This is a genomic window from Erythrobacter sp. S43 (assembly GCF_057364955.1).
Window position 1 is genome coordinate 233,279 of the sequence record NZ_CP200285.1, and the last position, 18,340, is coordinate 251,618.

At 57.9% G+C, this 18,340-nt stretch carries 31 protein-coding genes; 1 reads left to right on the forward strand and 30 read right to left on the reverse strand.

The window, feature by feature from the left end:
• Window positions 1-20 precede the first annotated feature (20 nt).
• The 6 genes from AC0V6K_RS01130 to rpsM form a co-directional block, all read right to left on the reverse strand.
• A complete protein-coding gene (locus AC0V6K_RS01130; protein ID WP_472623952.1) occupies window positions 21-578 on the reverse strand; it encodes a hypothetical protein in 558 nt (185 codons plus the stop codon).
• A 153-nt stretch (window positions 579-731) separates the two neighbouring features.
• Complete coding sequence (locus tag AC0V6K_RS01135) at window positions 732-2,186, reverse strand: serine hydrolase domain-containing protein (protein WP_472623954.1); 1,455 nt, start codon at window positions 2,184-2,186, stop codon at window positions 732-734.
• Window positions 2,187-2,272: 86 nt separating this feature from the next.
• A complete protein-coding gene (gene rplQ / locus AC0V6K_RS01140) occupies window positions 2,273-2,695 on the reverse strand; it encodes a 50S ribosomal protein L17 (RefSeq protein ID WP_472623956.1) in 423 nt (140 codons plus the stop codon).
• A gap of 82 nt (window positions 2,696-2,777) precedes the next feature.
• A complete protein-coding gene (locus AC0V6K_RS01145; protein ID WP_472623958.1) occupies window positions 2,778-3,833 on the reverse strand; it encodes a DNA-directed RNA polymerase subunit alpha in 1,056 nt (351 codons plus the stop codon).
• A 119-nt stretch (window positions 3,834-3,952) separates the two neighbouring features.
• A complete protein-coding gene (gene rpsK, locus AC0V6K_RS01150) occupies window positions 3,953-4,342 on the reverse strand; it encodes a 30S ribosomal protein S11 (protein ID WP_472623960.1) in 390 nt (129 codons plus the stop codon).
• A gap of 58 nt (window positions 4,343-4,400) precedes the next feature.
• Window positions 4,401-4,769, reverse strand: coding sequence for a 30S ribosomal protein S13 (rpsM, locus tag AC0V6K_RS01155; RefSeq protein ID WP_067598475.1), 369 nt, complete (start codon window positions 4,767-4,769; stop codon window positions 4,401-4,403).
• Window positions 4,770-4,802: 33 nt separating this feature from the next.
• On the opposite strand from rpsM, the gene AC0V6K_RS01160 reads away from it, so the two are divergent.
• Window positions 4,803-4,976 (forward strand): hypothetical protein, encoded by a 174-nt coding sequence (locus AC0V6K_RS01160; RefSeq protein ID WP_472623962.1) that lies wholly within the window; start codon window positions 4,803-4,805, stop codon window positions 4,974-4,976.
• A 95-nt stretch (window positions 4,977-5,071) separates the two neighbouring features.
• On the opposite strand, the gene AC0V6K_RS01165 is transcribed toward AC0V6K_RS01160, so the two are convergent.
• The 24 genes from AC0V6K_RS01165 to rpsJ all read right to left on the reverse strand — a co-directional run bounded on the left by AC0V6K_RS01165 (window position 5,072) and on the right by rpsJ (window position 18,079).
• A complete protein-coding gene (locus tag AC0V6K_RS01165; protein ID WP_472623964.1) occupies window positions 5,072-5,806 on the reverse strand; it encodes an SRPBCC family protein in 735 nt (244 codons plus the stop codon).
• A gap of 81 nt (window positions 5,807-5,887) precedes the next feature.
• Window positions 5,888-6,532, reverse strand: a complete 645-nt coding sequence (locus AC0V6K_RS01170) for an adenylate kinase (RefSeq protein WP_472623966.1) — start codon at window positions 6,530-6,532, stop codon at window positions 5,888-5,890.
• Between the two features lie 72 nt (window positions 6,533-6,604).
• Window positions 6,605-7,969, reverse strand: a complete 1,365-nt coding sequence (gene secY, locus AC0V6K_RS01175; protein WP_472623968.1) for a preprotein translocase subunit SecY — start codon at window positions 7,967-7,969, stop codon at window positions 6,605-6,607.
• Between the two features lie 114 nt (window positions 7,970-8,083).
• A complete protein-coding gene (rplO, locus tag AC0V6K_RS01180; protein WP_472623970.1) occupies window positions 8,084-8,587 on the reverse strand; it encodes a 50S ribosomal protein L15 in 504 nt (167 codons plus the stop codon).
• Between the two features lie 72 nt (window positions 8,588-8,659).
• Window positions 8,660-8,836, reverse strand: a complete 177-nt coding sequence (gene rpmD / locus AC0V6K_RS01185; protein WP_472623972.1) for a 50S ribosomal protein L30 — start codon at window positions 8,834-8,836, stop codon at window positions 8,660-8,662.
• A 6-nt stretch (window positions 8,837-8,842) separates the two neighbouring features.
• On the reverse strand, window positions 8,843-9,646 hold the full coding sequence (gene rpsE, locus AC0V6K_RS01190; RefSeq protein WP_472623974.1) for a 30S ribosomal protein S5: 804 nt from the start codon (window positions 9,644-9,646) through the stop codon (window positions 8,843-8,845).
• Entirely contained in the window at window positions 9,646-9,990 is a 345-nt protein-coding gene (rplR, locus tag AC0V6K_RS01195; RefSeq protein WP_472623976.1) for a 50S ribosomal protein L18, read from the reverse strand. Before rplR ends, rpsE begins: the two co-directional genes overlap by 1 nt.
• A 1-nt stretch (window position 9,991) precedes the next feature.
• Window positions 9,992-10,525 (reverse strand): 50S ribosomal protein L6, encoded by a 534-nt coding sequence (rplF, locus tag AC0V6K_RS01200; protein ID WP_472623978.1) that lies wholly within the window; start codon window positions 10,523-10,525, stop codon window positions 9,992-9,994.
• Window positions 10,525-10,920 carry a 30S ribosomal protein S8 gene (gene rpsH / locus AC0V6K_RS01205; protein WP_472623980.1) on the reverse strand — a complete coding sequence of 132 codons (396 nt, stop codon included), beginning with the start codon at window positions 10,918-10,920 and terminating at the stop codon, window positions 10,525-10,527. The genes rplF and rpsH overlap by 1 nt, the downstream gene beginning before the upstream one ends.
• Window positions 10,921-10,931: 11 nt before the next feature.
• A complete protein-coding gene (rpsN, locus tag AC0V6K_RS01210; RefSeq protein ID WP_472623982.1) occupies window positions 10,932-11,237 on the reverse strand; it encodes a 30S ribosomal protein S14 in 306 nt (101 codons plus the stop codon).
• Between the two features lie 28 nt (window positions 11,238-11,265).
• Window positions 11,266-11,844: a 50S ribosomal protein L5 gene (gene rplE, locus AC0V6K_RS01215; protein WP_472623984.1), complete on the reverse strand. Its 579-nt coding sequence runs from the start codon at window positions 11,842-11,844 to the stop codon at window positions 11,266-11,268.
• Window positions 11,837-12,154, reverse strand: coding sequence for a 50S ribosomal protein L24 (gene rplX, locus AC0V6K_RS01220; protein ID WP_472623986.1), 318 nt, complete (start codon window positions 12,152-12,154; stop codon window positions 11,837-11,839). The genes rplE and rplX overlap by 8 nt, the downstream gene beginning before the upstream one ends.
• A 2-nt stretch (window positions 12,155-12,156) precedes the next feature.
• Window positions 12,157-12,525 (reverse strand): 50S ribosomal protein L14, encoded by a 369-nt coding sequence (rplN, locus tag AC0V6K_RS01225; protein ID WP_010411138.1) that lies wholly within the window; start codon window positions 12,523-12,525, stop codon window positions 12,157-12,159.
• 71 nt (window positions 12,526-12,596) lie between these two features.
• A complete protein-coding gene (gene rpsQ, locus AC0V6K_RS01230) occupies window positions 12,597-12,899 on the reverse strand; it encodes a 30S ribosomal protein S17 (RefSeq protein ID WP_011414553.1) in 303 nt (100 codons plus the stop codon).
• 10 nt (window positions 12,900-12,909) lie between these two features.
• Window positions 12,910-13,113, reverse strand: a complete 204-nt coding sequence (rpmC, locus tag AC0V6K_RS01235; RefSeq protein WP_472623988.1) for a 50S ribosomal protein L29 — start codon at window positions 13,111-13,113, stop codon at window positions 12,910-12,912.
• Entirely contained in the window at window positions 13,113-13,547 is a 435-nt protein-coding gene (rplP, locus tag AC0V6K_RS01240; protein WP_472623990.1) for a 50S ribosomal protein L16, read from the reverse strand. The genes rpmC and rplP overlap by 1 nt, the downstream gene beginning before the upstream one ends.
• A gap of 29 nt (window positions 13,548-13,576) precedes the next feature.
• Window positions 13,577-14,272: a 30S ribosomal protein S3 gene (rpsC, locus tag AC0V6K_RS01245; protein ID WP_472623992.1), complete on the reverse strand. Its 696-nt coding sequence runs from the start codon at window positions 14,270-14,272 to the stop codon at window positions 13,577-13,579.
• A gap of 3 nt (window positions 14,273-14,275) precedes the next feature.
• Window positions 14,276-14,653 (reverse strand): 50S ribosomal protein L22, encoded by a 378-nt coding sequence (rplV, locus tag AC0V6K_RS01250; RefSeq protein ID WP_472623994.1) that lies wholly within the window; start codon window positions 14,651-14,653, stop codon window positions 14,276-14,278.
• The gene (gene rpsS, locus AC0V6K_RS01255) at window positions 14,653-14,928 is read right to left on the reverse strand and encodes a 30S ribosomal protein S19 (protein WP_472623996.1); all 276 of its coding nucleotides are present in this window, start codon (window positions 14,926-14,928) and stop codon (window positions 14,653-14,655) included. Before rpsS ends, rplV begins: the two co-directional genes overlap by 1 nt.
• 6 nt (window positions 14,929-14,934) lie before the next feature.
• Entirely contained in the window at window positions 14,935-15,771 is an 837-nt protein-coding gene (gene rplB / locus AC0V6K_RS01260) for a 50S ribosomal protein L2 (RefSeq protein ID WP_472623998.1), read from the reverse strand.
• Complete coding sequence (locus AC0V6K_RS01265) at window positions 15,771-16,091, reverse strand: 50S ribosomal protein L23 (RefSeq protein WP_472624000.1); 321 nt, start codon at window positions 16,089-16,091, stop codon at window positions 15,771-15,773. The genes rplB and AC0V6K_RS01265 overlap by 1 nt, the downstream gene beginning before the upstream one ends.
• A complete protein-coding gene (gene rplD / locus AC0V6K_RS01270; RefSeq protein WP_472624002.1) occupies window positions 16,084-16,707 on the reverse strand; it encodes a 50S ribosomal protein L4 in 624 nt (207 codons plus the stop codon). The genes AC0V6K_RS01265 and rplD overlap by 8 nt, the downstream gene beginning before the upstream one ends.
• A 3-nt stretch (window positions 16,708-16,710) precedes the next feature.
• Complete coding sequence (gene rplC, locus AC0V6K_RS01275; RefSeq protein WP_472624004.1) at window positions 16,711-17,517, reverse strand: 50S ribosomal protein L3; 807 nt, start codon at window positions 17,515-17,517, stop codon at window positions 16,711-16,713.
• A gap of 250 nt (window positions 17,518-17,767) precedes the next feature.
• Window positions 17,768-18,079, reverse strand: a complete 312-nt coding sequence (rpsJ, locus tag AC0V6K_RS01280) for a 30S ribosomal protein S10 (RefSeq protein ID WP_006831877.1) — start codon at window positions 18,077-18,079, stop codon at window positions 17,768-17,770.
• Between the last annotated feature and the right edge of the window lie 261 nt (window positions 18,080-18,340).

Sequence of the window (18,340 nt, forward strand, 5' to 3'; positions counted from 1 at the left end):
GGCCCAAAAGCCCTGTTCGATCAGAGGCCGCGAATGCCGCGGAAATCGATCTGGGGTCGACCGCCATTGAAGTAGCAGACGAACTTGCCGCGATCGTAGCCTTGGTTGCCATAACCATAGCCGTGTCCACGCAGGCCCTGTACTTCCATGCGACCTACAACGCGGTAGCCATAGCGGGTGCGATCAACGTCGCGGATGCGCAGCACCCGAGCGTTGCGGTAGCCGCCAAATCGACGCGCTTGGCGTTCGGCTACGCGGCTGCATCGGTTGACAGCTTGGCGAGAGTTGATCCCGCGCCAACCGCGATCCCAATCGCCACGGTGGTTCCAATTGCCGCGATCATAGTGTCGGTCGTGATAACGTCTGTCGCGGTAATTCCGCTTGCGATCACCATCGCCGTCAAATGCGCCCGCCGCGGCGGCAATTCCGCCGATAATCAGCGCGCCGGCAATCACTTCCTCGGCACCGATACCATCTCGGTCCTTAGCTACAGCAGGGGTGGCAGTCGCAAGGGCCATCGCGCCAGCCGCGACAGTCCCGAGCGTGCCTTTGGTCAGAGTCTTCTTCAGATCCGTCATAAGGGTCTTCCTCGGGTTAGGCCGATGCGTGATTGCGTCGGCTACAAGGGCCTTATGGATGATCTCGCTATTGGTTGAGCCTGAAGGGGTCTAGCAGCCTTTGTTCAGGTTAAATGCCTTTTATCTGAACGCAAGTAACGAAGTGTCGCAGTATTAGCCGTCTGTCGTGCTGATTGCTGAAATGACATCGCGGGTGAATGCCTCGATATCGAAACGGGTGCCCACCATGTCTTCCCCGCGCCGTACGATCACCAGATCCATGCTGGGGACAATCACCAAATACTGTCCGCGATTGCCCGCCGCGAGGAACGTATCCTTCGGGATGCCTTGATGGTTGTTGAACAGCCACCACCCCGCACCATAGCCCCACCCGCGTCCTTCTGGCTGCGGGCCTGAAGGGGTGGAGACATACTTGGTCCAGCCTTCGGGAAGGATACGGGTGCCATTTTCGAGCACACCGTCGCGCAAGTGTAGTTTACCTAGCGCGACGAGGTCATTAGCGGTTGTCCAAACCTGACTTGAGAGGATGTAATCGCCTGACCAATCGGTTTCGGCGACGGTGCCAAACATACCCACTGTTTTGAAAAATGCCTGAGGATCAAAGTCGTCGGTGCGGTCGGTGATCGCTTTGATCGCCATCAATGTGTCATTGTTGGCATAGCGATAAACTTTGCCCGGCTTGTGGATCAGCGGCCAATCGGTCGCGGTCTCCTCCACCGTTGAGCCGCCCGCATAGAGCGGATCGGTGCGGTTGCCTGGAGTGTCGGAGTATCGACCCGATGCCATTCGCAGTAGATGGTCGACGGTAATATCCTTGCGCGCATCATCCTTCCACTCTTCCCGCACTCCGGCGGCGTCTACATCAATCTGACCTTTGTGAACCGCGGCTCCTACCAAGGTCGCGGCGATGCTTTTGGCGACGGACCAAGTGCGTTGGGGTGTGCTGCGCGTATAGCCACCGACGGAATTCGCCAGGTTCTCTCGGTCGATCTTTACTGGATCAACATAACGCGAATACGCATTCTCCCCCTGCGCGATTACGATTGCTGTGGTTCGCGATCCCTCACCATAAGTGCCATCAAGCGCTGCCGCCATTTGCGTCTGGTATGGATTACGGTCGGTGAACGTGAAGATTTGCGGCGGAAACATCGGTCCACCATCTGGCGAAGTGGGCCAGGATTTTAGCTTGTCCTTCTCGAACGGGGCATCACTCTCAGGCGGTCCCGGCTCCATACCAATAGGCGCAAGTCGGCAACCATCTTCAAATGAAGCTTTGGCAAATCTTGGCGGCATATTGTCAGCCCAGTCGACCTCAACGTGACTGATCATGCGATTTTCGGCTCGGATAACGCGGTGCTCCAAAGTTCGGACGATGGGGTCGATCTTCGAATAGACACCCGTCAGCTCCCACGCCTTCACGCTGTTTTCGAGCCTGTTTGTCCCATTGCGCTCAGAGTTTGCAAGAGCGCCGCACAGGAACAGCGCCTTATATCCTGCGGCCAGCGCGCGATTGTATCGCTCGTCCAGTTTGTCTTGAGCCGACTGTGCGGTTGCGGTGGTTGAAAGAGCGAGCGCAGCGCCGGTGAGCGCGAGGGTCAAATTCTTCATGCGTGCGACACTAACCCTGCCCGCACAAAAGAAAAGGGGCCGACAGATCGCTCTGCCAGCCCCTTTCTATCTCATGGTGCGAAGACTTAGGCGTCTTCGTACTCGTCAGCTTCGCTCATGTCCGGACCGCTGTCCTGACCGCGTGCATCTTCGTCACGGTCGACGAATTCAATGACAGCCATTTGCGAAGCGTCGCTGTCGCGAAAGCCGGCTTTGATGATGCGGGTGTAACCACCGTCGCGGTCGCTGTAACGCTCGGCCAGAACGTCAAACAGCTTCTTCAGCTGCGTTTCGTCCTGCAAGCGGCTCTGGGCCAGACGACGGTTCGAAAGGCCGCCACGCTTGGCCAGCGTGATCAGCTTCTCGACGTAAGGACGCAGTTCTTTCGCCTTCGGCAGAGTTGTGACGATCTGCTCGTGCTTAATAAGAGCAGCCGACATGTTGCGGAAAAGAGCCTTACGGTGGCCCGACTTACGGCTCAGCTTACGCTGTGAAATTCCGTGACGCATTGTATTCTTCCTTCAGTTTGTAAGGGGCCCGTATGAGGTAGCCCGGTACTGGCGGCGCTTAAGGTGCGCCGCCGGAACCTGATTAGCCGAGCAGCTCTTGTTCGAGCTTCTTAGCCATTTCTTCGATGTTCTCTGGCGGCCAGCCCGGGATGTCCATGCCGAGGCGCAGACCCATGCTGGAGAGAACTTCCTTGATCTCGTTGAGCGACTTACGGCCGAAGTTCGGCGTACGCAGCATCTCGGCTTCGGTCTTCTGAACCAGATCGCCGATGTAGATGATGTTGTCGTTCTTGAGGCAGTTGGCCGAACGCACCGACAGCTCGAGCTCGTCGACCTTCTTGAGAAGGTAACGGTTGAGCTGGTTGGCGTCGTCTTCCTGCGGCGTAGCAGCCTGACCGATCATGGCCGACTGCGGCTGCGGGATGCCGTCTTCGAAGTGGACGAACAGCGTCAGCTGGTCCTGAAGGATGCGCGCAGCGTAAGCCACAGCGTCTTCGGGAGTGACGGTCCCGTCGGTTTCGATGGTCAGCGAGAGCTTGTCATAGTCGAGCTCCTGGCCAACACGAGCGTTCTCAACCTTGTAGCTCACCTGACGAACAGGCGAGTAAAGCGAGTCGACCGGGATCAGACCGATCGGCGCATCGGCCGGACGGTTCTGAACAGCCGGAGCGTAGCCCTTACCCACGTCAGCGGTCAGCTCCATGTTGAGCGTCGCACCTTCATCGAGGTGGCACAGGACGAGGTCCTTGTTCATCACTTCGATGTCGCCGGTTACAGCGATGTCGCCAGCTTTCACTTCAGCCGGGCCAGTGACCGAAAGCTGCAGACGCTTGGCGCCTTCACCTTCCATCTTGAGAGCGATTTGCTTCACGTTCAGAACGATGTCGGTCACGTCTTCGCGCACGCCAGCGAGCGAAGAGAATTCGTGCAGCACGTTTTCGATCTTGATCGAAGTGATCGCGGCACCCTGAAGCGACGAAAGCAGAACACGGCGCAGCGCGTTGCCGAGCGTCAGGCCAAAGCCGCGCTCGAGCGGTTCAGCGACGAAAGTTGCCTTGCGACCTTTGTCTCCGCCTTCTTTGACTTCGAGTTGGTTGGGTTTCTTGAGTTCCTGCCAGTTCTTCGTGTTGACGGACATGGATTTCCCCTAATTCGCTTTGCAGCGGGTTGAAATGTGTGCGGACCGGGACGCCAGTCAGAGGCGCGTCCGGTCCGAGTAAGTCTCGGCGGCCCGAAAGCCGCCGGGGCAGTTACGGATCAGACGCGACGACGCTTCGACGGACGCACCCCGTTATGCGGGATTGGCGTCACATCGCGGATCGACGTGATGTTGAAGCCGACTGCAGCAAGACCGCGCAACGCGCTCTCACGACCCGAACCCGGGCCCTTCACTTCGACTTCGAGGGTGCGCACACCGTGGTCGGCGGCTTTCTTGCCGGCATCGTCGGCAGCAACCTGTGCTGCATACGGCGTCGACTTACGGCTGCCTTTGAAACCCATCATGCCGGCGCTGGACCAGCTGATCGCATTGCCCTGCGCATCGGTGATGGTGATCATGGTGTTGTTGAAGCTGGCGTTGATGTGCGCAACGCCGCTTGAGATGTTTTTACGGTCGCGGCGTCTTACCTTGCCGGGTTCGCGTGCCATTTCTCGTATTCCTTATTTTCTTGGAAGAAGGGAAAAGCCTTGAGCAAAATGCTCTGGCTTACTTCTTCTTGCCTGCGATCGGCTTGGCCTTACCCTTACGGGTGCGGGCGTTGGTGTGCGTGCGCTGACCGCGAACGGGCAACTGGTTACGGTGACGAAGACCGCGATACGAACGCAGGTCCATCAGACGTTTGATGTTCATCGCGGTTTCGCGACGAAGGTCACCCTCGACCATGTGATCCGCGTCGATTGTCTCACGAATGCGCAGGACTTCCTCATCGGTGAGGTCCTGAACACGCGCAGTGTGCGGAATGCCAAGTTTGTCTGCAATCTGGACAGCCGTGGTACGGCCAATTCCGTGAATATACGTCAGCGCGATGATCACACGCTTGTTTGTGGGGATGTTTACCCCGGCAATACGAGCCACTTAATTCTCCATGCTCCACAGGGATTTACGGGATTGAACCGCCTGCCCTATCTCAACGCTCAATTCATCGAAACGTTCTGGACCAGCCTAAAAACGGCAAAAGTCCGGATGGCACACCACGAATGGGCAGTGCCTGCCGGACTGGTTTCGAACGTGTCGAATGAGCGGCGCGCTTACGTTGATTCTGCCTGCAAGGTCAACACTTAGGCGCGCATTATCGACCGAGCCGCAGATATGGGCGGCTACGATGCGATTTCAAGGATGTCATACACCTTGACGGCAGTTAACGCAAAGTGCGCCGATTACAGTAACAGCTCCGGCTCATTCGTAACTGGCTCGCCAAAGGCATCTTCGAATTCAGCGCTGGCTTCGTCTGCCGGCGCCTCTTCCCCATCAGCAGGAGCATCGTCGGCTTCTTCTGCGCCTTCTTCCCCTATGGATGTATCTTCCTCACCGTCGACGGAGGATTCCTCCTCCTTAGGCAAATCAACGCGGCCCAAAAGTTTGGATAGCCCATTGAGCTGCTGTGTCATGACACCATCGACAGCTTTGGAGATAACCGGAATTTCAAACCGCATCCGGCCACCGACATGGTATTCCCAGACGATCCGCGTCCCCTGCTCCACTTCGGTTAAGGCCACGGTCAGCACTCCATTGACTGGCTCGCTTTGCAAAGGACCCAGCGCGCCAACCAATCGGATTGCGACTTCGGGTTGGGAATTCACAACGCGAAGATGCTCCACGCTGCCTTCCAGCGTGAAACGACCCGGTTCATCGACCTCTGGGACTTTCTCGCAAAAACATCCACCCGCTTGCGGCGTCAAAGATAAGTTGGCTGAGTCCCCAGTGAACGTGTGCGAGGAATTCCACCATTTCGACGGATCGATCAGCGCCAGCCACACTTCCTTGGGCGACGCCTCAACAACAGCCTCGTCACGCGTCACAAACCCGCTGGCATCGGCCTCAACCACTTCGGCCTGAGCAGCAGTTGCGGTGAAAATGAGCGCGGCGCCGAAAGCGGCAAGTGTCTTATGCATTGAAGGAGTCTCCCAAGTCCGATTGCGGACCTAGGCGATCAGATAGAATTGGAAAAGCCCCAAGACGAGACTGCGCCGACCTTAGCCGAGGATCGCGTCAATCGCGCTGGCGACCTCGTCAATTGCGCCCATGCCATCAACGCGGCTCACAATGCCACGCGCTTCATAGCCTGGAAGGATCGGCGCGGTTTTGGCGCGATATTCCTCCATGCGAGTGCGCACGGTCTCTTCATTGTCGTCCGGGCGGCGCTTGAACTCGGTAGAGCCGCAAACATCGCACTCGCCTTCTTTGGAGGGCGGGTTCGCGGTGTCGTGATAAAGCGCACCGCAGCTGGCGCAGGAGAAGCGACCGGTGATCCGTTCCACCAAAGCATCCACATCGACGCCCAGCTCGATCACGTGATCAAGCGAACGGCCGTTCTTGGCAAGGATGCGGTCAAGATCGTCAGCCTGTGCAGCCGTGCGCGGGTAGCCGTCGAAAATGGCGCCCTGCTCTGTAGGCATTGTCGCCAGATTCTCGTCAATCAGTGATGATACGATTTCGTCGGAAACCAGCTCGCCGCGATCCATCACTGCCTTCGCCGCAAGGCCAACGGGTGTCTCAGCTTTCACAGCCGCACGAAGCATATCGCCGGTTGAGAGCTGTTTCATGCCGTGGCGTTCGACCAGCCCTGCACTCTGCGTGCCTTTGCCTGCGCCCGGAGGGCCAAGAAGAATGATGTTCACGAGCGCTAGTCCCCTATTGTCACGCCACAGTCACCCAGGCGCGTTGGCGCGCCCGACCAACCTTTTCATGCTTTAGCGCATGCGGCCTTTCAACTTAGCCTTTTTGATGAGATCGCCATACTGGTGCGCCAGCAGGTGCGACTGGATCTGGCTAAGCGTATCAACCGTCACGTTGACCACAATCAGAAGGCTGGTGCCGCCGAGGAACAGCGGGATGCCTGTCTGAGCGATCATGTATTCCGGAATGACGCAGACCAGCGTCAGGTAGATCGCGCCAACAACGGTGATGCGCGAAAGCACATACTCAAGATATTCTGCCGTGCGCTTGCCCGGACGGATGCCGGGAATGAAGCCGCCATTCTTCTTCAGGTTATCAGCTGTCTCTTCTGGGTTGAACACAACCGCAGTGTAGAAGAAGCAGAAGAAGATGATGCCGATGGCATAGAGCAGCATGTAAATCGGTTGGCCATGAGCCAGGTACTGGTTGAGCCACACGATGCTGGCACCAACGCCACTTTCAGTGTCAACCGAGTTACCGGCGAACTGCGTGATCGTCAGCGGCAGAAGCAGCAACGAGCTTGCAAAGATCGGTGGAATAACACCAGCAGTGTTGAGCTTCAGCGGCAGGTGCGAGCGATCTGCCTGCATCATACCCTGTTGCGTCGCACGCTTCGGATACTGGATCAGCAGCCTGCGCTGCGCACGCTCCATAAACGCGATGAATAGGATCAGCACCACGACCATGATGATGAAGCCAATGATGATGCCCGGAGAGATCGAGCCGGTACGGCCGCCTTCGAACAGGTTGCTGGCAAAGTTCGGGAACTGAGCGACGATGCCCGCCATGATGATCAGCGAAACACCGTTACCAATACCGCGCGATGTGATCTGCTCACCCAGCCACAGCAGGAACATGGTACCACCGATAAGACTGATGACTGCGCCAATGCGGAACATGTAGCCCGGGTTCACCACCGCCGCGATGCCAGACTGGCTCGCGAAGCTTTCGAGACCCGCGGCAAGGAAGTATCCTTGGATCGCGCAAAGGAAGACTGTGCCGTAGCGCGTATACTGGTTCAGCTTCTGCCGCCCAGTCGCCCCTTCTTTCTTCAGCGCAGCCAGCGTCGGGTGAAGTGCCGCCGCCATCTGCACCACAATCGACGCGGTAATGTATGGCATAACGCCCAGCGCGATCAGGCTCATCCGTTCAAGCGAGCCGCCCGAGAACATGTTGAACATGTCGAGGATGCCGCCACGGCCAAGTTCAGCCAGGTTCTGCAAAGCAGCCGGGTTGACGCCGGGAAGAGGGATGAAGCTGAGGAAACGGAACACAATCAGAGCGCCGATTGTGAACCAGATGCGCTGGCGCAGCTCGGTGGCTTTGGCGAAGTTGCCAAAGTTCATGTTGCTGGCGAAGTTATCGGCGCGTGATGCCATGGGTATCGTCGATCCTAATTCTTGGCCGCGCCAACAAGGTCAGCTGCGGTGTCAGAGACGATAAATAGGGAGCGGGGGGCCCGTTGTCGAACCCCCCGCCCTGATTTTGTCCGATTATTTCTTGGAAGCCTGCTTGGCGGCTTTAACTTCGGCGTTGATCGGCGCGGTCACTTCGACGCTGCCACCGGCCTTTTCAACCGCTGCAATCGCGCCCTTAGTGGCACCAGCAACGACGAATTTCGCCTTAGCTTTGATCTCGCCCTTGCCGAGTAGACGCACACCGTCCTTGCCACCGCGAACCAAGCCGGCTTCGCGAAGCGCTTCTTCGGTGATGTCCTTCTTCCCGTCGAGCTTCTTGGCGTCGATGAACTTCTGCACCATGCCGATATTCACTTCAGCAAAGTCCTTGGCGAACTTGTTGTTGAAGCCACGCTTTGGCAGGCGCATGTGAAGCGGCATCTGGCCGCCTTCAAAGCCCTTGATGGCAACACCAGAACGGGATTTCTGACCCTTCTGACCGCGTGCTGCGGTTTTGCCTTTGCCAGAGCCGATACCACGGCCCACGCGCATGCGACCTTTACGGGCGCCTGCATTGTCACGGATGTCGTTGAGTTTCATAGTTTGCACTCGCTTTCGCTTTTCTTCGCGCTGAAAGAGTGAGGCCCCGCAACTGCGAGGCCCCAGATTTGATTAGTCCACGATCTTCGCAAGATGCGGGATCTTCGCGACCGCGCCGCGAACTTCAGGGGTATCCTGACGCTCAACGACCTTGTGCATCTTGTTCAGCCCAAGACCGATAAGGATCTTACGCTGGCTTTCGGGACGACGGATCGGCGAACCGATCTGTTTGATCTTGATGGTAGCCATGGGATCTTACTCCGCTACAGCCGCAGCATCGACTGCTGCTTCGGCTTCGCTAGCGCCGCCGCGACCCAGAAGGTCGGCGACTTTCTTGCCGCGACGCTGAGCAACCGACTTCGGCGAAGTCTGGTCCTGCAGCGCCTCGAACGTGGCGCGGATCATGTTGTACGGGTTGGACGTGCCGACCGATTTGGTCACAACGTCAGCAACGCCGAGGCTTTCAAACACTGCACGCATCGGACCACCGGCGATGATACCGGTACCCGGAGGCGCCGTGCGAACGGTGACCTTGCCAGCACCGAAACGGCCATTGCCATCATGGTGAAGCGTGCGGCCTTCTTTCAAAGGAACGCGGATCATCTTCTTACGCGCAGCAGCAGTTGCTTTGGTAATTGCCTCAGGAACTTCACGAGCCTTACCGTGACCAAAGCCAACGCGGCCCTGACCGTCACCGACAACGACGAGTGCAGCAAAGCCGAAACGCTTACCACCCTTCACCGTTTTCGAGACGCGGTTGATGTGCACCAGCTTTTCGATGATGCCGTCATCTTCTTCCTCGCGGCGACCTCGGCCACCGTCACGACCACCGCGACCACGGCCACGACCGCCTTCACGGTTGCCACCACGGCCACGACCACGACCCTTTTGCTCTTCAGCTGCAGGAGCAGCTTCAGCGGGTGCTTCGGTCTTGGCTTCTTCAGCCGGAGCCGCCTCAGCAGCAGGAGCTGCCGCTTCGGGTGCTGCGGTTTCCGGAGTTGCTTCCGGCGCAACAGCCTCAGGGGCGGTTTCTTCTGGTTTCTTTTCGTCAGCCATCATCAGAACTCCAGCCCGCCTTCGCGAGCGGCATCGGCCAGCGCCTTAACGCGGCCATGGAACAGGAACCCGCCGCGATCGAACACGACAGTGGTCACACCAGCTTTTTTCGCAGCAGCGGCGATGTCTTTGCCAACCTGATAGGCAGCGTCGACATTTGCGCCCGACTTCTTCGCGCCCAGCGTCGAAGCAGCTGCGACCGTACGGCCTTCTGCATCGTCGATTATCTGCGCGTAGATGTGACGGCCAGTGCGGTGCACCGAAAGGCGCGGCTTACCACCGGCCCGCGAGCGGAGCGCAGTGCGAACACGGCGACGGCGACGTTCAAAGAGAGATAGTTTTGCCATCTTACTTCTTCTTCCCTTCCTTGCGGAAGATGTATTCACCGCGATACTTAATGCCCTTGCCTTTATAAGGCTCAGGCTTACGCCATTCGCGGATTTCGGCAGCAAACTGGCCAACAGCCTGTTTGTCGATGCCGCTGATTTCTACCGTGGTCTGATCTGGCGTCTTGACTTCGATGCCTTCCGGCACAGTCAGGTCGACGTCGTGGCTGAAACCAAGCTCAAGCTTCAGGGTCTTGCCCTGCGACTTGGCACGATAACCAACGCCCGAGATTTCCAGCGTCTTCGAGAAGCCTTCGGTTACACCTTCAACCAAATTCGACACCAGCGTGCGCTGCATGCCCCAGAAAGAGCGTGCTTGCTTGGAATCGTTGGCCGGATTGACCTGGATTTCGTCGCCTTCGACTTTGTAGTCGATAAGCTCGGACAGACCCATCGAAAGAGTGCCCTTCGGCCCCTTCACGGTCAGCTGGCCGTTGTCGATCGTAGCGGTAACACCGCCCGGGATCGCAACAGCTTTCTTACCAATACGGCTCATCAGAACACCTCCGCGAGCACTTCACCGCCGACCTTGTTGTCGCGTGCTTCAGCGTCCGAAAGAACACCGCGCGGGGTCGATACGATGGTGATACCCAGTCCGTTGCGCACAACCGGGAGTTCTTGCGAACCCGAATAGACGCGGCGGCCAGGCTTCGAAACGCGCGCGACATGCTTGATCGCAGGCTCGCCTTCGAAATATTTCAGTTCAATCCGCAGCTGCGGGTGCTTGCCCGAAGCATCATCGCTGTAGCCACGAATGTAGCCTTCGCGCTGAAGCACTTCGAGAACGTTCGCACGCAGCTTGGAAGCGGGCGAAAGGACGCTGTCCTTCTTCGCACGCTGGCCGTTGCGGATACGGGTGAGCATATCACCCAGTGGATCGGTCATAGCCATTTGTTAATTCCTCACCAGCTCGACTTGGTCAGACCGGGGATCAGACCACGGTTGCCGAGGTTACGCAGTTCGATACGGTTGATGCCGAACTTGCGATAATAGCCGCGCGGGCGGCCGGTGGTGGCACAGCGGTTACGAACCCGGGTCGGGTTACCGTTGCGCGGGATCTCAGCCATCTTGAGACGCGCGATGAGGCGTTCGCTCTCATCAAGGCTTTCGTCATCCGCGATCGCCTTCAGCTTCTCGTACTTAGCTGCGTACTTCTTCACGAGAGCCTTACGCTTCTCGTTCTTATTGATGGAACTCAGTTTCGCCATTGGACTTAAGCTCTCTTCCTTTACCGGCTCACGCCGCTTGCTTTTCTTGGTTGGCTTCACCCTGGAAAGGGAAGCCGAACAGACGCAGCAATTCGCGCGCCTCTTCGTCGGTTTTGGCGGTGGTGGTCACGATGATGTCCATGCCGCGCACCTTGTCGATCTTGTCGTAGCTGATCTCAGGGAACACGATCTGTTCCTTGAGGCCCATTGCGTAGTTGCCACGACCGTCGAACGATTTCGCGTTTACGCCGCGGAAGTCGCGGATGCGGGGCATTGCAATGGTCACCAGACGGTCGAGGAATTCGAACATACGGTCACGGCGCAGGGTTACCTTGCAACCGATCGGCATGCCTTCGCGCAGTTTGAACTGAGCGATCGACTTCTTCGCTTTGGTGATGACAGGCTTCTGACCAGAGATCAGGGCCATTTCTTCAGCAGCGATCTGAACCTTCTTCTTGTCCTGGCTCGCTTCGCCCACGCCCATGTTGAGCGTGATCTTTTCGATCTTCGGAACTTCGAGACGGTTCTTGTAACCGAACTTTTCGGTCATGGCCTTGACGATCTCGTCGTCATACTGGGCCTTCTTGCGAGGCGTGTAATCAGCCATCGATGGTCTCCCCACTCTTTACAGCGACGCGGACCTTCTTGCCGTCTTTGGTTTCAAAGCGGACACGGGTCGGCGAGCCATCCTTGGGATCTGCAACAGCAACCTTGGAGATGTTCATCGGAGCCGGGAAACGGTCGATGCCACCCTGTGGGTTCTGCTGGCTCGGCTTACGGTGACGCGCAACGACGTTGATGCCTTCGACAACAACCTTCCCGTCTTTCGGCATAACCTGCTGGACGGTGCCCTTACGGCCCTTGTCCTTGCCGGAAAGCACGACGACTTCGTCACCCTTTTTAATCTTGGCAGCCATGGTTACAGCACCTCCGGAGCGAGCGAGATGATCTTCATGAAGCCGCGGCCGCGCAGTTCGCGGACCACCGGGCCAAAGATACGAGTGCCGATTGGCTCTTCGCTCTTGTTCACGAGAACAGCAGCGTTGCTGTCAAAACGGATCACGCTGCCATCAGGACGACGAACGTCCTTCTTGGTGCGCACGATCACCGCACGGTGAACGTCGCCCTTTTTGACCTTCGCGCGTGGCTGGGCTTCCTTCACGGAAACCACGATCACGTCGCCTACGGAGGCAAAACGTCGCTTAGACCCGCCCAGCACCTTAATGCACTGGACGCGCTTTGCGCCGCTATTGTCCGCGACGTCGAGATTGGATTGCATCTGGATCATTGATCCGGTTCCTTCTCTTGGCTTGCTGGGACGCCCGATTACCGTCCGGGGCTCAGCAGTTCCTCGTCAAATTACTCTGCGCCGCCCGGTGTGGCTTCTGCCACGTCCAGATCAGCTTCGATCGCCTGCGTACCGCCCGCAACAACCCGGTCCTTCACAGCCCAGGTTTTGGTCTTGGAGATCGGTTTGGTCTCCTCGATGCGGACAACATCGCCCAGCGTGTATTCGTTCTTCTCATCGTGAGCGTGATACTTTTTCGAACGACGGATGATCTTCCCGTAAAGCGGGTGCTTCACCTTGCGTTCGACCAGTACGGTCACGGTTTTGTCGGTCTTGTCGGAGGTGACAGTTCCGATCAGGATACGTTTCGGCATTGTCTACTCCTTACGCCTTTGCAGCCGCAGCGCGCTCAGTCTGAAGCGTCTTGATCTGAGCGATCGAACGACGGACATCCTTGATGCGCGAAGGCTTTTCGAGCTGGTTGGTCGCAGCCTGGAAACGCAGGTTGTACTGCTCGCGCTTAAGATCGGTCAGTTCAGCGGACAGCTGATCATCGGTCTTGGTGCGAAGGTCTTCGATGTCGGCCATCAGTTGCCTCCCAGGTGCGATGTGTCACCCATACGGGCAACAACTTTGGTTTTGATCGGCAGTTTCATAGCTGCGCGTTCAAATGCGAGCGCGGCCAACTGACCATCAACGCCGTCGAGTTCGAACAGGATGCGGCCCGGCTTTACGCGAGCTGCCCAGTATTCGACAGAACCCTTGCCTTTACCCTGACGAACTTCGGCAGGCTTCTTCGACACGGGGACATCAGGGAACACACGGATCCACAGACGGCCCTGACGCTTCATGGCGCGGGTGATAGCACGACGAGCGGCCTCAATCTGACGCGCAGTAAGACGCTCGGGCTCAAGCGCTTTGAGACCATAGGCACCAAAGTTCAGCGTAGTGCCGCCCTTAGCGTCGCCTTTGATCCGGCCTTTAAAGGCCTTACGATATTTGGTTTTCTTCGGTTGAAGCATTTTCTCTTACCTTTTTAGCCGTCCCACGCTCAACGCGCCGGACGTACTCCCGAAGTTTGCGATTCCATCATCAGACGGTCCTGCGCGGTCGGATCGTGACCGAGGATTTCGCCTTTGAAGACCCAAACCTTGATCCCGATGATGCCGTAAGCGGTGAGTGCTTCGGTCTCAGCGTAATCAATGTTGGCCCGCAGCGTGTGCAGCGGAACGCGGCCTTCACGATACTGTTCAACACGAGCGATCTCGGCACCACCAAGACGGCCGCCACACACGATCTTGATGCCTTCAGCACCAAGACGCATGGCCGACTGCATGGCGCGCTTCATCGCACGACGGAAAGCCACACGGCGGATCAGCTGGTCTGCAATGCCCTGAGCGACGAGCTTGGCGTCGATTTCCGGCTTGCGGATCTCAACGATGTTCAGCTTCACTTCGCTTTCGGTCATGGTCGACAGCTTAGAACGCAGCTTCTCAATGTCCGCGCCCTTCTTACCGATGATGACACCCGGACGAGCCGCATAGATCGATACGCGGCACAGTTTGGCCGGTCGCTCGATCACAACCTTCGAAATCGCTGCCTGCGGCACCGTTTCAAGGATGTATTTGCGGATCTTGATGTCCTCAGCGAGAAGACCGGCATAGTCGCGCCCTTCGGCGTACCAGCGGCTGTCCCACGTACGGTTGATCTGGAGACGCAGACCGATTGGGTTACTCTTCTGACCCATGGATTAGGCCTCCTCTACTTCGCGAACGACAATGCGCAGCTTGCTGAAAGGCTTCAGAATGCGCGTCGACTTACCGCGACCACGAGTGTGGAAACGCTTCATGGTGATCGACTTGCCAACCGAAGCCTCGGCAACGACGAGCGCGTCGACGTCGAGATCGTGGTTGTTCTCCGCGTTGGCGATCGCCGATGCGAGCACCTTGCTGGCGTCTTTCGCCATCGCCTTCTTGGAGAAGGAGAGGATGTTCATGGCCTCTTCGGCCTTCTTGCCGCGGATCAGCTCGGCAACGAGGTTGAGCTTCTGCGCCGAACCACGGATCGTGGTGCCGACGGCGAGCGCCTCATTGTCCGCAACGCGGCGAGGTGATTTTGCCTTGCCCATTATCGCTTGCCCTTCTTGTCAGCCGCGTGACCCGGGAAGTTGCGCGTAGGAGCGAACTCACCAAGCTTGTGGCCGACCATTTCTTCCGAAACGGCTACGGGGATGAACTTCTGACCGTTGTAAACGTTGAAGGTAAGTCCAACGAACTGCGGCAGAATAGTCGAACGGCGCGACCAGGTTTTGATCGGCTTCGAGTTGCCCGCTTCCTGTGCGTCTTCGGCCTTCTTGAGAAGGCTGAGTTCGACAAACGGACCTTTCCAGACGGAACGTGCCATCGTCTATTACCTCTTCTTCTTCGCGTGACGCGAACGGATAATCATCTTGTCCGTCTGCTTGTTCTTACGAGTGCGGGCACCCTTGGTCGGCTTGCCCCATGGGGTAACCGGGTGACGGCCACCGCTGGTGCGGCCTTCACCACCACCGTGCGGGTGATCGACCGGGTTCTTTGCAACACCACGGGTCAGCGGGCGACGGCCCTTCCAACGGGTGCGACCGGCCTTGCCGAAGTTCTGGTTCTGGTTGTCGGGGTTCGACACCGCGCCAACCGTTCCCATGCAATCGGCACGCAGGTAACGCTGCTCACCCGAGTTGAGACGCACGATGACCATGCCGCGGTCACGACCGACGAGCTGGACATAAGCGCCTGCCGAACGAGCGATCTGACCGCCCTTGCCCGGCTTCATCTCAACGTTGTGGCAGATCGTACCGACCGGCATCTGACCCAGAAGCATGGCGTTGCCCGGCTTCGTATCGGTCTTCTCGCCAGCAACCACCGTGTCGCCAACAGCAAGACGCTGTGGGCAGACGATGTAGGCCAGTTCGCCGTCTTCGTACTTGAGCAGAGCGATGAACGCGGTCCGGTTGGGATCGTATTCGATACGCTCGACAGTCGCGGGGACATCCCACTTGCGACGCTTGAAGTCGATGAAGCGATACTTCTGCTTGTGACCACCGGCGATACCGCGCGAAGTCACATGGCCTTTGTTGTTACGGCCACCGGTCTTGCGCTTGCCTTCGGTCAGCGACTTGACCGGGCCACCTTTGTGGAGACCGGACTTGTCGACCAGAATAAGGCCACGGCGCGCCGGGCTTGTTGGTTTGTAATTCTTGAGTGCCATTAGCCTACACCCTCAGTGATATCGATCATCGTGCCTTCAGCCAGCGTGACAATCGCTTTCTTCACGTCAGAGCGCTTGTAGGGCTTACCCCGCCAGCGCTTCGTCTTGCCCTTGGTCACGATCGTGTTGACCGAAACAACCTTTGCCTTCTGTGCAGAGTAGATAGCTTCAACAGCTTCCTTGATCTGCGGCTTGGTTGCGTCGCCAGCGACCTTGAAGACAACCGCGTTGTTCTCCGAAGCCAGTGTCGACTTCTCGGTGATGTGCGGTGCCAGGATCACGTCATAGTGACGGGCGTCAATTTCCTGCTTCTTAGCCATTGAAGCGCGCCTCCAGCTTGGCGACAGCGTCCTTGGTCAGGATCAGCGTGTCGTGGTTGAGGATGTCGTAAACGTTGGCACCCGCTGCCGGGAGAACGTTGACACCAACGAGGTTGCCAGCGGCCTTCTGGAAGCCGTCGTTGACGGTTTCACCGTCGATTACGAGGACCTTGCCGTTGAAACCGTGCTTGTCGAAGTGACCCTTGAGCGCCTTCGTCTTGGCATCCTTCAGCTCAAGACTGTCAACGACGACGAGGCCGTCAGCAGCTTTGGTCGAAAGCGCCATTTTGAGACCGAGAGCACGGATCTTCTTGTTCAGCGACTGGTTGAAGTCACGCTTGCGAGCACCGTGAGCCTTACCACCACCGATAAAGATCGGAGCAGCGCGGTCGCCGTGACGTGCGCCACCCGAACCTTTTTGCGCGCCGAACTTCTTACCGGTGCGCGCCACGTCCGACCGCTCACGCGTCGGGCGAGCCGTGCCACGGCGATTTTCGAGCTGCCAAGTGACAACACGGTGCAGGATGTCTGCACGTGGGGTTACGCCGAAAACGTCATCGTTCAGTTCGATGTCGCCCGAGGCCTTCCCGTCGATTTTCTGGACCTTCACCTTCATGGCTTAGTCTTCCTTCTTCTCTTCCGCTGCGGGAGCATCAGCTTCCGGAGCAGGAGTGTCGGCGGCTGCGGTTGCCTCTACGGGAGTTTCCTCGACCGGAGTTTCAACAGCAGGCTCTTCCTTCGCAGGAGTGGTGTCGATCACCGCGCCCGGGAACGGGAGATCCTCAGGCATCTTCAACTTCACAGCGTCGCGAACCAGCATCCAGCTGTTCTTCGACCCAGGAACCGAGCCTTTCACGAAGATAAGACCGCGATCGGCGTCGGTGCGCACGATTTCGAGGTTCATCTGGGTCCGCTGACGATCACCCATGTGACCAGCCATCTTCTTACCCTTGAACACGCGGCCCGGATCCTGACGGTTACCCGTCGAACCGTGCGAACGGTGAGAAATCGAAACACCGTGGGTAGCGCGCAGACCACCGAAGCCCCAACGCTTCATAGCACCTGCAAAGCCCTTACCCTGGGTGTGGCCCGTGATGTCGACCTTTTGGCCAGCAACAAAGTGCTCGGCACTGATCTTTGAGCCGACCGGTACGAGACCTTCTTCGCTCTCAACACGGAATTCAGCGACACGCTGCTTGAGACCAACACCGGCTTTGCCGAAGTGCTCACGCTGCGGTTTTGCTACGTTTTTCTGTTTCGCTTCGCCCGCGCCCAGCTGAACAGCGAAATAGCCATCCGTGTCTGCGGTGCGGTGGGAGACAACCTGGCAATCTTCCAGAGCGAGCACGGTCACAGGTACGTGCCGTCCATCCTCCTGGAAGAGGCGGGTCATCCCGACTTTCTTTGCGATCACGCCAGTGCGCATCGTCTTTACTCCTTACAGAGGCACCCAAGGGACCATCCCAGAGGTGCGTGCCAACCCAAATTTTTATGCTGCAACCCCGTCCGGGCTGACGCCCTCCCAACCATGTGGCTGTTTGAGCGAGACGGAGGACGCAGCCCGGTAAAAACCGGCGGTATCCATATGTCTTGCCGAGCTTGCACTCAGCGGAGCCATGGAGCTCCAAATCGTCTGGCCGGTTTAACGTCCCACCAGCGGGACGATGTCGAGCGGCTTAGGCCAGCTTGATCTCGACGTTTACGCCAGCAGCCAGATCGAGCTTCATCAGAGCGTCGACGGTCTGGGCGTTGGGCTGCACGATGTCGAGCAGCCGCTTGTAGGTGCGCACCTCGAACTGCTCGCGCGACTTTTTGTCGATGTGCGGGCCGCGGTTCACGGTGAACTTCTCGATACGCGTCGGCATGGGAATGGGGCCGCGAATAAGAGCGCCGGTACGGCGAGCCGTGTCTGCGATTTCGCCAGTAGCCTGGTCGAGAACGCGGTGGTCAAACGCCTTAAGGCGAATACGAATATTCTGAGCTTCCATTACCTACACCGATGCGAAAGAGCCAAAGAGCTGTTTCCAACTCTCAAAAACAAAAGGCCAGACCCGCTTTGGATAATCCGTCAGCGGATGGCCTCATCAAATTTCATAACAACGGAAACGAATCTCCGTTGAAGTTGGCGCGCGTATATCGAGAGTGTTGGAATCTGGCAACCCCATCACGCACGAAAATATCACTGCCAAGGACCGGCCTCCCCGCTCGCGCGACAAAACCCACCTCACATAAATTGGGGGCCGGCACTC